Source organism: Actinokineospora auranticolor, from assembly GCF_002934265.1.
In the GTDB taxonomy this organism is placed as follows: Bacteria; Actinomycetota; Actinomycetes; order Mycobacteriales; family Pseudonocardiaceae; genus Actinokineospora; species Actinokineospora auranticolor.
The window spans coordinates 96572-109162 of sequence record NZ_PTIX01000024.1; the positions used below are offsets into that span (position 1 = coordinate 96572).

The 12591-nt window shown below is 71.7% G+C and carries 15 protein-coding genes; 7 read left to right on the forward strand and 8 right to left on the reverse strand.

Going from position 1 to position 12591, the window contains the following annotated elements; genetic code table 11:
• Positions 1 to 143: 143 nt before the first annotated feature.
• The 3 genes from CLV40_RS39140 (at position 144) to CLV40_RS30455 (ending at position 1789) form a co-directional block, all read left to right on the forward strand.
• Complete coding sequence (locus tag CLV40_RS39140) at positions 144 to 464, forward strand: DUF6355 family natural product biosynthesis protein (RefSeq protein WP_245931662.1); 321 nt, start codon at positions 144 to 146, stop codon at positions 462 to 464.
• Between the two features lie 111 nt (positions 465 to 575).
• Positions 576 to 1202, forward strand: coding sequence for a ClpP family protease (locus CLV40_RS30450; protein ID WP_104482455.1), 627 nt, complete (start codon positions 576 to 578; stop codon positions 1200 to 1202).
• Positions 1199 to 1789, forward strand: a complete 591-nt coding sequence (locus CLV40_RS30455; RefSeq protein WP_104482456.1) for a ClpP family protease — start codon at positions 1199 to 1201, stop codon at positions 1787 to 1789. The genes CLV40_RS30450 and CLV40_RS30455 overlap by 4 nt, the downstream gene beginning before the upstream one ends.
• Positions 1790 to 2010: 221 nt before the next feature.
• Here CLV40_RS30455 and CLV40_RS30460 read toward each other — a convergent pair whose 3' ends face one another.
• Positions 2011 to 2310, reverse strand: coding sequence for a helix-turn-helix domain-containing protein (locus CLV40_RS30460; RefSeq protein WP_104482457.1), 300 nt, complete (start codon positions 2308 to 2310; stop codon positions 2011 to 2013).
• Positions 2311 to 2399: 89 nt separating this feature from the next.
• On the opposite strand from CLV40_RS30460, the gene CLV40_RS30465 reads away from it, so the two are divergent.
• On the forward strand, positions 2400 to 2723 hold the full coding sequence (locus CLV40_RS30465; protein WP_104482458.1) for a PadR family transcriptional regulator: 324 nt from the start codon (positions 2400 to 2402) through the stop codon (positions 2721 to 2723).
• On the opposite strand, the gene CLV40_RS30470 is transcribed toward CLV40_RS30465, so the two are convergent.
• Positions 2720 to 3334, reverse strand: a complete 615-nt coding sequence (locus tag CLV40_RS30470) for a hypothetical protein (RefSeq protein ID WP_104482459.1) — start codon at positions 3332 to 3334, stop codon at positions 2720 to 2722. The two genes, CLV40_RS30465 and CLV40_RS30470, sit on opposite strands and share 4 nt — an antisense overlap.
• Positions 3335 to 3631: 297 nt before the next feature.
• Between CLV40_RS30470 and CLV40_RS39145 the strand changes: the two genes are divergently transcribed.
• Complete coding sequence (locus CLV40_RS39145) at positions 3632 to 3886, forward strand: hypothetical protein (RefSeq protein WP_146108304.1); 255 nt, start codon at positions 3632 to 3634, stop codon at positions 3884 to 3886.
• Positions 3887 to 3914: 28 nt separating this feature from the next.
• Here CLV40_RS39145 and cydC read toward each other — a convergent pair whose 3' ends face one another.
• The 4 genes from cydC to CLV40_RS30495 all read right to left on the reverse strand — a co-directional run bounded on the left by cydC (position 3915) and on the right by CLV40_RS30495 (position 9489).
• Entirely contained in the window at positions 3915 to 5567 is a 1653-nt protein-coding gene (cydC, locus tag CLV40_RS30480) for a thiol reductant ABC exporter subunit CydC (RefSeq protein ID WP_181043834.1), read from the reverse strand.
• Between the two features lie 85 nt (positions 5568 to 5652).
• Positions 5653 to 7272 (reverse strand): thiol reductant ABC exporter subunit CydD, encoded by a 1620-nt coding sequence (gene cydD / locus CLV40_RS30485; RefSeq protein ID WP_104482462.1) that lies wholly within the window; start codon positions 7270 to 7272, stop codon positions 5653 to 5655.
• Positions 7272 to 8234, reverse strand: a complete 963-nt coding sequence (locus tag CLV40_RS30490) for a cytochrome d ubiquinol oxidase subunit II (protein ID WP_104482463.1) — start codon at positions 8232 to 8234, stop codon at positions 7272 to 7274. Before CLV40_RS30490 ends, cydD begins: the two co-directional genes overlap by 1 nt.
• Before the next feature lie 10 nt (positions 8235 to 8244).
• Positions 8245 to 9489 carry a cytochrome ubiquinol oxidase subunit I gene (locus CLV40_RS30495; RefSeq protein WP_104482464.1) on the reverse strand — a complete coding sequence of 415 codons (1245 nt, stop codon included), beginning with the start codon at positions 9487 to 9489 and terminating at the stop codon, positions 8245 to 8247.
• A gap of 125 nt (positions 9490 to 9614) precedes the next feature.
• Here CLV40_RS30495 and CLV40_RS30500 point away from each other — a divergent pair, with 125 nt between their 5' ends.
• Together CLV40_RS30500 and CLV40_RS30505 are read left to right on the forward strand one after the other, a co-directional pair.
• A complete protein-coding gene (locus CLV40_RS30500) occupies positions 9615 to 10679 on the forward strand; it encodes a M48 family metallopeptidase (RefSeq protein WP_104482465.1) in 1065 nt (354 codons plus the stop codon).
• Positions 10680 to 10847: 168 nt separating this feature from the next.
• Complete coding sequence (locus tag CLV40_RS30505; RefSeq protein ID WP_104482466.1) at positions 10848 to 11615, forward strand: methyltransferase; 768 nt, start codon at positions 10848 to 10850, stop codon at positions 11613 to 11615.
• On the opposite strand, the gene CLV40_RS30510 is transcribed toward CLV40_RS30505, so the two are convergent.
• Both CLV40_RS30510 and CLV40_RS30515 read right to left on the reverse strand, forming a co-directional pair.
• Positions 11567 to 11935, reverse strand: coding sequence for an ADP-ribosylglycohydrolase family protein (locus CLV40_RS30510; protein WP_104482467.1), 369 nt, complete (start codon positions 11933 to 11935; stop codon positions 11567 to 11569). The genes CLV40_RS30505 and CLV40_RS30510 overlap by 49 nt on opposite strands.
• 29 nt (positions 11936 to 11964) lie before the next feature.
• Complete coding sequence (locus CLV40_RS30515) at positions 11965 to 12378, reverse strand: tyrosine-protein phosphatase (protein WP_245931660.1); 414 nt, start codon at positions 12376 to 12378, stop codon at positions 11965 to 11967.
• Positions 12379 to 12591 lie beyond the last annotated feature (213 nt).

The window sequence follows — 12591 nt, forward strand, 5'->3', positions numbered from 1 at the left end:
CGGTTATCCTCTGCGATGTCGCGCCACTGGGTTGCGCGGCGACCATCCACAACGGACTGCTCGGCCGCGCGGATTCGCCTCCGCCCCGGGCGTTGTGGTCGGTCTTCGGCGAACAATCCATCGTGAAGGGGAAATCTGTGCGCATGTTCGCGCGGGCGGCGGCTGCCGTCGCGGTACTCGCCGGGGGAATGCTGGCCGGGACCGGTACGTCCGGTGCCGCCGAGGCGGCACCGGCACCCGTTGTGGCGGCGCCCGCTGCCGTCGCGGACGATCCGTGTGGCTACTGGCGGGCCGGGAACTGGCTCTCCGGGTACACCTACTGGTACCGGCACTGCGGTTCGACCTACGTGTGGGTCCACATCTCCTACTACGACAACACCTACGACAGTTCCTGCTTCTCTCCCTGGGAGAAGCGGCAGCTGTCGTGGCGGACGACCAACGCCTACTACACGGGCCTCTGCTGACGCCGTGGGCGGCCACACCACCTCGGTGTGGCCGCCCGCCGCTGCTGAGAGCGGATCCGCTCACGGCGGAGTGGCGGGCGGATCCCGGTGTGCGCCCGGCATCGTGGGGACATGGCTAACGACGACAGGCCGCCGCTGTTCGGGCACCGGCTGCGGGAGCGGTTCTACGACCAGCGGGTGCTGGTGCTGGACGGTGTGCTCGACGACGACAACGGGACGGTGCTGGCCACCCAGCTGCTGTCGCTGGCGGGCGAGGACCCGAGGAAGGACATCGCGTTGTGGATCCACTCGCCGGGTGGGTCGGTGCCGTCCATGTTGGCCATTCGGGACGTGATGCGGCTCGTGCCGTGCGACGTGGCCACGGTGGCGCTGGGGTTGGCGTGCAGCGCGGGGCAGTTCCTGCTGTCGGCGGGGACGCGCGGGAAGCGGTTCGCGTTGCCGCACGCGCGGATCCTGATGCACCAGGGTTCGGCGGGGATCGGCGGGTCGGCGGTCGAGGTGGAGGTGCAGGCGGACGACCTGCGGCACACCCGTGACACCGTGCTCGGGATCATCGCGGAGGACACCGGGCAGCCGGTGGACCGGATCTTCGCCGACTCGCTGCACGACCGGTGGTTCACCACCGCGCAGGCCCGCGAGTACGGCTTCATCGACCACGTGGTGGCCGACCTCGACCAGGTCATGCCCGTGCGCGCCCACGACATCGGCCTGCACTCGACCCCGGGAGCCCCCGCGTGAGCACCTACACCATCCCCAACGTCATCACCCGCGGCCCCGGCGGCGAGCGGATCATGGACGTCTACTCGCACCTGCTGGCCGAGCGGATCGTCTACCTCGGCACCGGGATCGACTCCGGCGTGGCCAACGCGCTGATCGCGCAGCTGCTGCACCTGGAGGCGGACAGCCCGGAGCTGGAGATCAACCTGTACATCAACTGCGAGGGCGGCGACCCGTCGGCGATGCTCGCGCTGTACGACACCATCCGCTACATCAAGGCGCCGGTCGCCACGACCTGCGTCGGCCAGGCGGTGGCGGCCGGGGCGGTGCTGCTGGCGGCGGGCGCGGCCGGTCGCCGGGCGGTGCTGCCGCACACCCGGGTCGTGCTGCACCAGCCTGCGGCTCAGGGGCGGGGCACCATCCCGGACCTCATCCTGCAGGCGGACGAGGTGGTGCGGGTGCGGACGCAGCTGGAGGAGATCCTGTCCCGGCACACCGGGCGGGCCACCGCGGACCTGCGGCACGACACCGACCGCGACCGCGTGTTCGACGCGGCGGGCGCCGTCGCCTACGGCCTGGCCGACCGCGTACTCGACCACCGCGACTGAGGTGACCCGTGCCGGTGCGACTCGTGTCCCCGGACCGCGTCGCGCACCGCCGCGGTCCGGGCCGCGACGTCGAGCGGACCGCGCGGGCGGGCGCCGCCCGCCGGAACCGCCACGCGATTGTGGACACCGCCACCTGCCAACCGGTTGGCGGGACGACCGAATCGGGGCACCAGGCCAACGGGGAGTGCGAACCGGGGGCGTTGTCGGTCTTGTGCCGGGTCTCAGGCGGCCCGCAGCACGGGGCCCGCGGGTGCTTGGCGGATCTCGCCCGCGACGCCGATGAGCAGGTCGGCCAGGTCGACGCCGAGCGCGCCGGTCACCGCGGCGATCATCTCGCTGGACGGTTCCTTGCGACCGCGTTCGATCTCGGAGAGGTACTGGGGGGAGATGCCCGCCCGTTCGGCGGTGTCGACCAGGCGGTCGCCCCGTTCCTCCCGGGTGGCGCGCAGCCGCCGTCCCAGGGCCTCGCGCCACAGGGGTTCAGGGGTGCGGGCGCGGTGGAGGTAGAGGATGTCCGCCATACCGTCATCGTGGCACCGCGCGCGCCTCCGGGGGTGGCGATTCCGCTGCGGGCGGACACACCGGGTCCGCTTGTGTAGCATCACTGCCTATGCGGGCGGAGGAGTTGAAGGGCAACCTCGACGGGATGCTGCTCGCCGTCCTCAGCTCCGGCCCGCGGCACGGGTACTCGGTCATCGAGGCCCTGCGGGAGCGCAGCGGGGGCAAGGTGAACCTGCCGTCGGGCACGATCTACCCGGCGCTGCACCGCCTGGAGGCGGGCGGCCTGGTGCGCAGCGGCTGGGAACTGGTCGGCGGCAGGCGCAGGCGCGTGTACGAGATCACCAGCGCCGGCGAGCAGGCCCTCACCGCCACCCGCGCGAACTGGCGGGACATCATCGCCACGATCCGCGCCGTCGTGCTGAACGAGGGCTAGGCGCGGCGCAGCAGGTGGCGGGCGTGGGTGGCGACGCCGACCACCAGGGTGACGGTCAAGGCGGCCGACGCGACGGCGGCGGGCCAGAAGAGGTGACCACCCGCGGCCTCGATGCGGTTGACCAGCAGGACGGCCACGCACACCACGCCCACCCCGACACCGACGCACGCGGACACCACACCCGCGTTGGTCGGCCCGCCGCGGCGGATCAACTGGAGCGCCCCGATGAACGCGGCGGCGGTGGCCGCGAACAACACGGGCGCGACCCAGTGGACGACCGCGGGTTCCTGCGGCCACGGGTCGGGGCTCAGCGCCACGACCAGCGCCCAGCCGACGATCAGGAGCGGGAGCCGGACGAGCACGTGCTTCGCCAGCCGCCGGGCCCGAAAGACCTGCCCCGACTCGGCGAACCCGGCCGCCACCAACGACACCGGCCCCCAGGCCTCGATGGCAGCGGACTCCGAACCGAGCGCCTCAGCCTCACAGCGCAGTCCGTCCTCGACCTCGGCGAGCACCCGCCCCCGCCAGTCACACGGCCCGCGCAGAGCCGGGTCGAGAGCACGCAGGTACTCCACGATGGTCTGCGGCTCGCCGATGTGACGTGCGGTCATGGCACCCCCTTGGCCGAACGCGATCCTATCCGTTCCGGTCCACCGCCACGCCGCTCGCGCCGCGATCCACCCGGAGCACCCGGCTTGACCGGGTGCTCGCCGATGGCGGAGAGCAGCGCGCGGCGGCACGACCTACCGAGGCCGAGCGAAGACCACACCGTGCTGCCATCGCGCCATCGAGCGCCGCGGGTGTCTGGCCGCTGGTCGCGACCGCGGTGAACAAGGTGTGGCGACACGACACACCAACGCCGAGCGAAGATCGCGTCGTCCGCCACCACTGACCGGCGCCTCGCCGCGTTGGCCGCGTTGGCCGCGTTGGCCGCGTTGGCCGCGTTGGCCGCGTTGGCCGCGTTGGCCGCGTTGGCCGCGTTGGCCGCGTTGGCCGCGTTGGCCGCGTTGGCCGCGTTGGCCGCGTTGGCCGCGAGCAGGATCCACGTATCGGCACGACCGCCACCAGGGTCAGTGGAGACCTCCTTGTCTTGCCGCTCCTGCCTCGGGGCACCGCGCTGGTCGGGGTGGTGCCCCGATTCGGGGGTCGGCGGCTCGACGTGACCCGATCGGCTGGGTGTGGGTCGCGATGTCAGGTCAACGGTCGCGAGTCGTGAGGGTCGAGTTCGGCGAGGTAGTGGTCGCGGTAGTGGCCGGGGGTGGCGAGTAGGTCGTGGTGGGTGCCGGATTGCGCTATCCGGCCTGCCTGGAGGACCACGATCCGGTCGACCTGTTCCAGGCCGCGCAGGCGGTGGCTGACCAGGAGGGTCGTGTGGTGCCGGGTGGCGTTGAGGGTGTCGGTGAGGACGGCGTCGGCGGTGGTGGGGTCCAGCGATTCGACCGGTTCGTCCAGTACCAGCAGGTCCGGGGTGGCGAGCAGAGCCGTGGCCAGGGCCAGGCGTTGGCGTTCGCCGCCGGAGATCGTGCTGTCGGTGATCGGGGTGTCCAGGCCGTTCGGGAGGTCGCGGACCCAGTCGTGGGCGCCGACCCTGGTGAGGGCGTGCCAGAGGTCGGGGGTGTCGGCCTGGTGGTTGCCGAGTTCGAGGTTGGCGCGGACGGTGCCGGCGAAGACGGCCGGGTCTTGGGGTAGACCGCTGACCAGGCGCGGGCGGAGGGGCGCGGTGATGTTCGCTCCTCCCAGTTCCACGTGGCCGTGGTCGGGGTGCGTCAGGCCCAGCGCCAGGGCCAGCAGGGTGCTCTTGCCCGAGCCGCTGGGGCCGACGATCGCGACTCGGGTGCCCGCGGGGACCTCCAGGTCGATGTCGACGAGTGCGGGGCGGTCGGCGCCCGGATGGGTGTAGCCGACTCCCCGGAAGCGGAGGGATACAGGGGGTTTGGGGGCCGTGGTGGGTGGGGCCGGTCGCGTTGGGGTGCGGAGGATCGCGCGGACTCGGGTGAGTGCGTTGAGTGCACTGCCGAGGCGTTCCCCTCCCAATCGCAGTGGGAGGGTCACCTCCATGACCGCGAGGCTGCCGAGGAGGACTACCGCGGAGGCGGCATGGGTCTGCCACGCCACCACGGCGCAGGTCGCGAGTTGGGTGAGTACGGCCCCACAGGCAAGGGCGGCACGCGTGGCCGCTCGGCGTCGTTCCAGTCGGGCCACCGCGGTCGCCGCTGTCTGCTCTCGTTGGGCGGCAAGGGCTTCCGAGCCGTGAACGAGTAGGTCTTCCATGCCCTCGACCAGGTCGATGGCGCGGGCGGTCAGGTCGGCGCGTGCCGCGGCCAAGGGCGCGTCGGCGCGGTGGGCCGAGAGGGCGGCGGCGGTTGGCAGGAGCAGCGTGGTGATCAACAGGCCCGCGGCGAGGGTGAGCGCGGCGGCGGGAGCGAGGGTGGCCAGCCAGGCGACCGCGATACCGCCGACCGAGATCGCCGCGACGGTGGGGAGCGCGACCCGCAGCAGCAGGTCCTGCACGCACTCCACATCAGACACCAGGCGTCCGAGGAGGTCACCTCGCCGGTACTCGCCACCCGCGCGTGGGATCAGGGCGTCGAAGAAGCGGCCACGGATGGTCGCCATGGTCCGCAGGACCGCGTCGTGCCCCAGGATCCGCTCGGCGTAGCGGAACCCGCCCCGCCCGACGGCGAGTCCGCGCACCAGCACGACGGCCACGACCAACGCCGACAGCGGTGGTTGCCGCGCGGCTCGGCAGACCAGCCACACCGCCGCCCCGGTGAGACCGACCCCGGCCGCCTCGCACGCGACACCGGCCAGTGCCGCGACCACCAGCCTCACCACGGCTGCCACCACGGGACAACCACCCGAACACCAGCGACGACAACCACCATTTCCGCTCCGGCCTCGACATGCGGGCGGCGAGTCACCACCAGCCTCAGCACGGCTGCCACCGCGAGACGGCTGCCTGGCCGTCGGCAATGGTGATCACGGTGTCCGCGCGGGCCGCGACACGGGGGCGGTGGGTGACGACCAGGACGGTGGCGGGGAGGCGGTCGACGGCGTCGAGGATGGCGGTTTCGGTGGTGACGTCCAGGCGGGCGGTGGGCTCGTCGAGGAGTAGGACCGCCGGGGTGCGGATCAGGGCTCTGGCGAGGGCGAGGCGTTGGCGTTCGCCCGCGGACAGGCGGAGGGCTCGGTCGCCGAGTGGCGTGTCGGGGCCGGCGGGCAGGGCGCGGACGAAGTCGGCGGCGCCCGCTTGGTCCAGCGCGTGCCACAGTCGGTCGGGGGCGGCGTCGGGAAGTCCGATGTAGATGTTCTCGGCGACGGTACCCGAGAACAGGTGCGGACGTTGCGGAACCACGCCGAGGTGGCGGTTCCACGCACGTGGGTCGATGGCGCCCAAAGGCGTATCGCCCAGGCGGATCTCGCCGGCGAGTGGCGGCAGGAGTCCCGCGATGGTGCGCAGCAGCGTCGTCTTGCCACTGCCGCTCGGGCCGACGAGCGCGTACCGACCGCCTGGCTCCAACTCGAAGCGGATACCGGTGACCACCGGCTTGTCGAATCCGACCGCCAAGTCCCGCACCGAAATCGGGCCGGGAGTCAGGGGAGGCGCGGGAAGCCGGTCCTGGACGCGCACTGCCGAGCCTGTCGAGGAGAGGGCGGCGAGCACTGCGCGAATGTCCTCCGCAGCATGGAAACCCGCGCCCAGCGCACGTAGTGGGCGGAATGCTTCCGGGACGAGCACCAGTACCGCGAGACCGACGGCGAGGGTCAGGCTCCCTTCGAGCAGGCGGAAACCGACAGGGACGGCGATGAGCGCGACCGAGAGGCAAGTGATCGTTTCCAGTACCAGTGACGAGAGGAACGCCCAGCGCAGGGTTCGCACCGTCGCGACCCGGTGCGCGTCGGCGACTTCGCGGACCCGTTGCGCGGTATGGTTTTCCCTGCCGAGAACCCGCAGTGTGATCAGGCCGCTGACCGCCTCCAGGAACTGGGAGCCGAGTCGCAGGAGTTCGGCGAGTTGGTGGGCCGAGCGGTCCCGCGTGTAGGTGCCGACCAAGGCCAGCAGCAACACGACGAGCGGGACTGTCACCACCACGACCAAGGCGGACGGCCAGTCCAGCGCGAATAGCGCCCCAAGGACAGCCACAGGGGTGACCACCGCGTCCGGCAGCGCGGCCAGTGGTCCGGTGACGTAGTTCTCCGCCGCGTCGATTCCCTTGGTGAGCAACGTCCCCACCGAGCCCGCCCCGGCCGAGCCCCGCAACCCGCGCGCCCGCAAGCCCGCGACCGCCTCCACGCGCAGGATGTGTTTCCACTCCCCCGCAGCGGCTTCGGCGCTCCACCGGTCCCACCACGCCAACGCGACCCGTGCGACGGCAACGGCACCGAGCAGCACCAGCGTGCCATTGGTAGGTGTGGTGAGAACTTGGGCGAGGCCCACGGCTTGGGTGATCGTCGCTGCGGCACCGGCCGACGCGGCCAGTCCGCGCGCGATCAGGAACCGCCGCAGAAGCGGGTAGCGCTTCAGGAGGTCCCGGTCGAGGCCGCCCATCAGTAGAAGATCGGGGATTGGCGGGTGACCCGGCCGCGGAACACCCACCAGACCCAGCCCTGCACCGCGATCACCAGCAGCAGCAACGGAATCGCGGTCCACGTCACCAGGGCCAGCCCGGCGGGGTCAGCCGCGAGGTCCGCCAACGATGGCGACGTCCCCGGCGGGTCGGCGGTGATCGGTGTCGGGTACTTGGCCGCGAACACCGACAACGGCACGAAGGCGACCGCGACGACAGATGCCCCGGCCCAACGGCGCCAAAGTCCGGCGAGGCCGAGCAAAGCGACCAGCGACAAAGCCGACCCGAGCGCCGGATTGCGCACGCCGTCCAACTCGCCGCTCGCCCACCCGGTCGCCACGGTGAGGATCAACAAGGCCCCGGTCGGGAGCACCAACGTGACCACAGCGCGCCGAGCCCGTTCCGCTACGGCGCCTGTGGTGCGCGCGGCGAGGAACGCCCCGCCGCGCACCGCCAGCAGTGACACCATCGTCAACCCGCCCAGGATCGCGAAGAGGCTGACCGATGTTCCCGTGACGTGCCCGGACGCGTCCAACGGCAGCCCGCCCGCGAGCGAGGTGAGCACCGCGCCCCAACCGAAAGCGGCCAACGCCCCACCCAGGAATACCAGCGTGTCCCAGGATCCGCCCGCACCGCGACCTCGCAAGTGGACGGACACGATGAACACGATCGCGCCCACCACGGCGATCAGCGCCAGCGGCAACGCGCCCACGAGCAGTCGGGACTCCAATCCCGGCAGTGTGCCGATCAGGATCCCGATCGACACCACCAGCCAGACCTCGTTGCCCAGCAGGAAAGGGCTGATCGCGTTGAGCGCCAGTCTGCGCTCGCTCTCGGTGCGCGCCACGCGTGGTAGCAGTACCGCCACCCCGTAGTCGATCCCGGCCAGCGCCAGGTATCCGGTGAACAGCAACCCGAACGCCACCAGCCACAGCGTCGCCATCGTCCCCTCCTCAGACCAGGACCGCGTCGGCGGACGTCCACAGGTCGTTCGGCGCGTCCGGTCCGCGCCGGGCCAGGCGGGCCAGCAGCCACCAGTCCAGCACCAGCAGCACCAGCACGACGCCCGCCAGCGCGACCAGCGACACCGTGAGGTCGGCGGTGGTCAGCGACGGCGTGAGCGCCTGCCGGGTGCTCAGCAGCTCGTAGACCGTGTACGGCTGCCTGCCGACCTCGCGGAACACCCAGCCCGCGGTGTTCGCCAGGAACGGCAGGGCGAGGAACGGCACCAGCAGCGCGGGGAGCACACGCGCGGAGAGGATCCGGTCACGCCGGGTCGCCAGCAGCGCCCACACGCCCACGACCAGTGCCACCACGCCGATGACCATCATGGCCAGCGCGCAGCCGCGGACCAGTCCGGCGGGCGGCAGGTCCACCTGCCCGAACCTCGCCGCCAGCGCCGCGGCGTACTCGTCCAGTTTCTCGGCGGATCCGGTGAACGCGGCGAACTTGACCGGTTGCGCCTTCACCACCGCCTCCAGTTGCAGCGCGCCGACCGCCGCGGTGACGACGGCTCCCCAGCAGGCCGCGTGCGCGCCGATGCGGAACGAGCGGCGCTGGAACTCGCGGTCGACGCGGTCGCGGCGCTTGAGCACCGCCGTCACGCCGAGCACGAAGAAGCCGCCCGTGGTGATGGCGGCGCCCGCGATGTGCCCGATGGCGATCCAGGCGTTGGGGTTGGTGAGCAGCGCGCCGACGTCGGTGAGTTCGAGGACGTCACCGCGCCGCGCGTAGCCGACGGGGTGGTTGAGGAATCCGTTGGCGAACAACGCCCAGATCGCGGACAGGTACGCCGCCGCGACGACCACCCAGACGCACGCCAGGTGCAGGCGCTGCGGCAGCGCGCGCCACCCGAAGATCCACAGCGCCAGGAAGGTGGACTCGACGAAGAACGCGACCACGGTCTCGACGGCCAGCGGCGCGCCGAAGACGCCGGACGTGGCGTTCTCCAGTCCCGCCCAGTTCATCCCGAGCTGGAACTCCATGGCCAGGCCCGCGCCGATGCCGACCGCGTAGTTGACCAGGTACAGCAGGCCCCAGAACCTGGTCATCCGCTCGTAGACGGGGTCGCCGGTGCGCACCCAGCGGGTGTGCGCGACCGCGACCAGCACCACCAGGCCCAGCGTCAGCGCGACCAGCAGGTAGTGGAACACCACCGTGATCGCGAACTCCAAGCGGGCCAAGTCGACCGCTGCCACGCTTCCCCCCGAATCATATGCAGGACCGCTACACAAGCTGTAGGTAGGATGCTTACATGTCGGATGGCTACACGTCAATCGCGTCGAGTGGTGGTGACCTTTGAGTCCATTTGGTACGGTTGGGCGTGGGGACCTCCGAGCGGGCGATCGCGGCCGCGTACGACCAGGTCGTGGGCGACCGGATCGCGCGGCCCAACCGCGGGCCCGCCGCGTGGACCGCCGCGGGCATCGCGGTCGTGGTGCACGCGTTCGTGCTGGCGCTGGTCGTCGTCGGGGTGTGGCTGCTCACGCTGCCCGGCGGCGGACCGGGCATGGTGATCGCCGCCGTCGGGTGCGCGGCGCTGCTGTCACTGGCGGTGTTGATGCGACCCCGACTGGGCAGGCTCGGGCGGGACGAGGTGGTGCTGGACCGCGACAGCGCGCCGACGCTGTTCGCCGTGGCCGACCGGGTGTCCGAGGGGCTCGGGGCGCGGCGGCTGTGGCGGATCGTGGTCACCGCGGACATCAACGCGTCCTTTTCGGACATCGGCCTCCGCGGGCGCCCGCTGTTGCGGATCGGTTACCCGCTGTGGGCGGTGCTCAGCGACGCCGAGCGGATCGCGATCCTCGGGCACGAGCTCGGCCACGACGTCAACGGCGACTCCCGGCACGGCCTGCTGGTCGGGTCGTCGCTGCGCAGCCTGTACGAGCTGCACGGCGCGCTGAGCTCCGAGAACGGGATGGAGGACTCGGTCACGGGGGCCGTCAGCCGGGTGCTGATGGTGATCGCGGCGTCCCCGGTGCTCGGCCTCGCGTACCTGCAGAACCGCCTGCTCACCCGCAACGGCCACCGCGCCGAGTACTACGCCGACCACCTCGCCGCGACGATCGCGGGTGGCGGGGCGACGCGGTCCGCCCTGGCGAAGCTCACCCACGGCGAGACCATCACCCGCACCGCTCGTACCGCGCGCCTGCGCCGCGACCCGGACATGTGGGCCGCCGCCCGCGAATGGCTCGCCGCCAACCCGGCGCCCGCCGACGAGGAGCACTCCCCGGACTCCACCCACCCGCCGACCGGGCGGCGCATCGCGGCCATCGCCGGCCGCGGTTACTCGGGCGCCAAGGTCACCATGACCCCGCGGGAGAGCGCGGCGATCGAGGAAGAACTCCGCCCCGGCCTGCCCGCGGTCCACGACGCGTTCCGCTGGTAATTCGGCCCCGTCCCGTGGGCGTCGTACGTAGCCTTCGCGGGTGACGTGTCCGCATGGTTGGTTGAGTCCCGAGGTCGAGGTCGTGATCCGGTGTGCGCGAGAGTCGTCGACCGTGCGGTTCGCGGAGCGGCACGCCGCCTCGACTTCCGCGGGTGGGAAACTCTTGGCATGTCGGAAGATGCCTGGGCTCCGCTCGCCGATGCTTTCGTGGAGGGCGCGTACGCGACCGTCAAGGGGCGGGTGCGTACCTACGTCCTGCACCGGCAACTGCTCCGGTACCTCCCCGAACCGCCCGCCACCGTGCTCGACGTCGGTGGTGGGGCGGCGCACCAGTCGTTGCCGTTGGCCAGGTTGGGGTACGAGGTGACGCTCGTCGATCCGTCGCCCGCCATGCTCGCCAAGGCCGAGCAGCGGCTGGGGGCCGAGCCCGAGGCCGTGCGGCGCCGCGTGCGCCTGCTGCGGTCAGACGGCGAGAACGCGCCCGAGGCCGTCGGTGGAGAGGTCTTCGACGCCGTTCTGTGCCACGGCGTGCTCATGTACCTCCCGCGGCCGGAACCCCTGGTCGACGCGCTCTGCCGTTGCGTCGCCCCCGGCGGCCTACTGTCGATCATGGCGCTCAACGCGCACACCCTGGCGGTTCGGCCCGCCCTCGAACAGCGTTGGGGTGACGCCCTCGCGGCCTTCGACGCCACGACCGAGACCGGTGTACTCGGCACCCCCACCCGGGCCGACACCGTGGAGAACCTGTCCGACCTCTTGCGCGCCAACGACTTGCCCCCCACGACGTGGCACGGCGTCTGGCTCTTCACCGACTGGCTCGACCTCGACGACACCGCCGAACTCGACGCCATCGCCGCCGTCGAGTTCGAGTCGAGCCTGCGCGACCCCTACCGCGCCATGAGCCGCGTCTTCCACCTCATCGGCCACCGGCGGTAGATTGGTCCACTTTGGACTATTTCAGGCGAGCACGTCATGCCCGGCGCGCGGTTGTTGTCCGGGCTGTGCGCCCAGGCCACGAATCGCTTCCGCAGCCGGGGTTCCACCTCGGCGGGCGTCAGCTCACCGTTGCGCAGCGCCCAGGCGACGGCCAGTGCCATCTGTGTGTCGTCGGTGACGACAGCGGGGTCACCGTCCAGTTCGTCTGGTCCGACGGGTCCGTACCGGTCGTCGATCTTAGCCACGGAGAGGAACTCGGTCGGTTTGGCCGGCGCGTCGCCGAAGGCGGGACCGTAGAACGATGCGGCGGCGCGGTTCACGGTCCCACTCCAGGCGGGCGGGAGTTGCTTCAGGTCCCCGACAACCGGGCGCGGAGGGCGGCGAGTTCGGTGGTGGACAGGCCGTTGTCGAGGAGGTAGTCGGGCATGGTGAGGGAGTGGACGGTGGTGGTGACCCGTTCCGGGTGCTCGGCGAGCATCGCCGGGTAGTAGAGCGGGGAGGCCAGGCCGTCGATCGGCTGCCAGTGTTCGAGGAACGGTGTGCCGACGGGTTCGAGGGGTGTTCGCACGGTCGTGATGCCGGTGGGGCGTGGTGTCAGGTCGGGTTCGCCCTCGTCGACCTCACGCAGGTCCACGACGGTGCGCACCCCGTGCGCCCATACGGCCGCCCACCCCTTGGCGGTCAGGTGCGTCGGTGCTTCGAGGCGAACGACCGCGCCCGGTCGCGTGTTCCCAAGCCGCCTAGGTCGCGGGCGTTTACGCATCCGTCCCAGGAGAGGTCCCTTGCCGTCATATGCGGGAGACGCGCCACCGGGGTCGCGGGTTGGGTGGGTGCGTACTTGCCCTGGAATGCCAGCGAGCCCTCCCGGTGGGGAGGGCTCGCAAGGGCTGTGGTGGGGATGTGGGCCGGGGGGTTAGTTGGTGGTGGTGGTGAGGGTTTTGAGGCCGGCGTAGTCGCCTGCGCCGAGGAGGCGGCG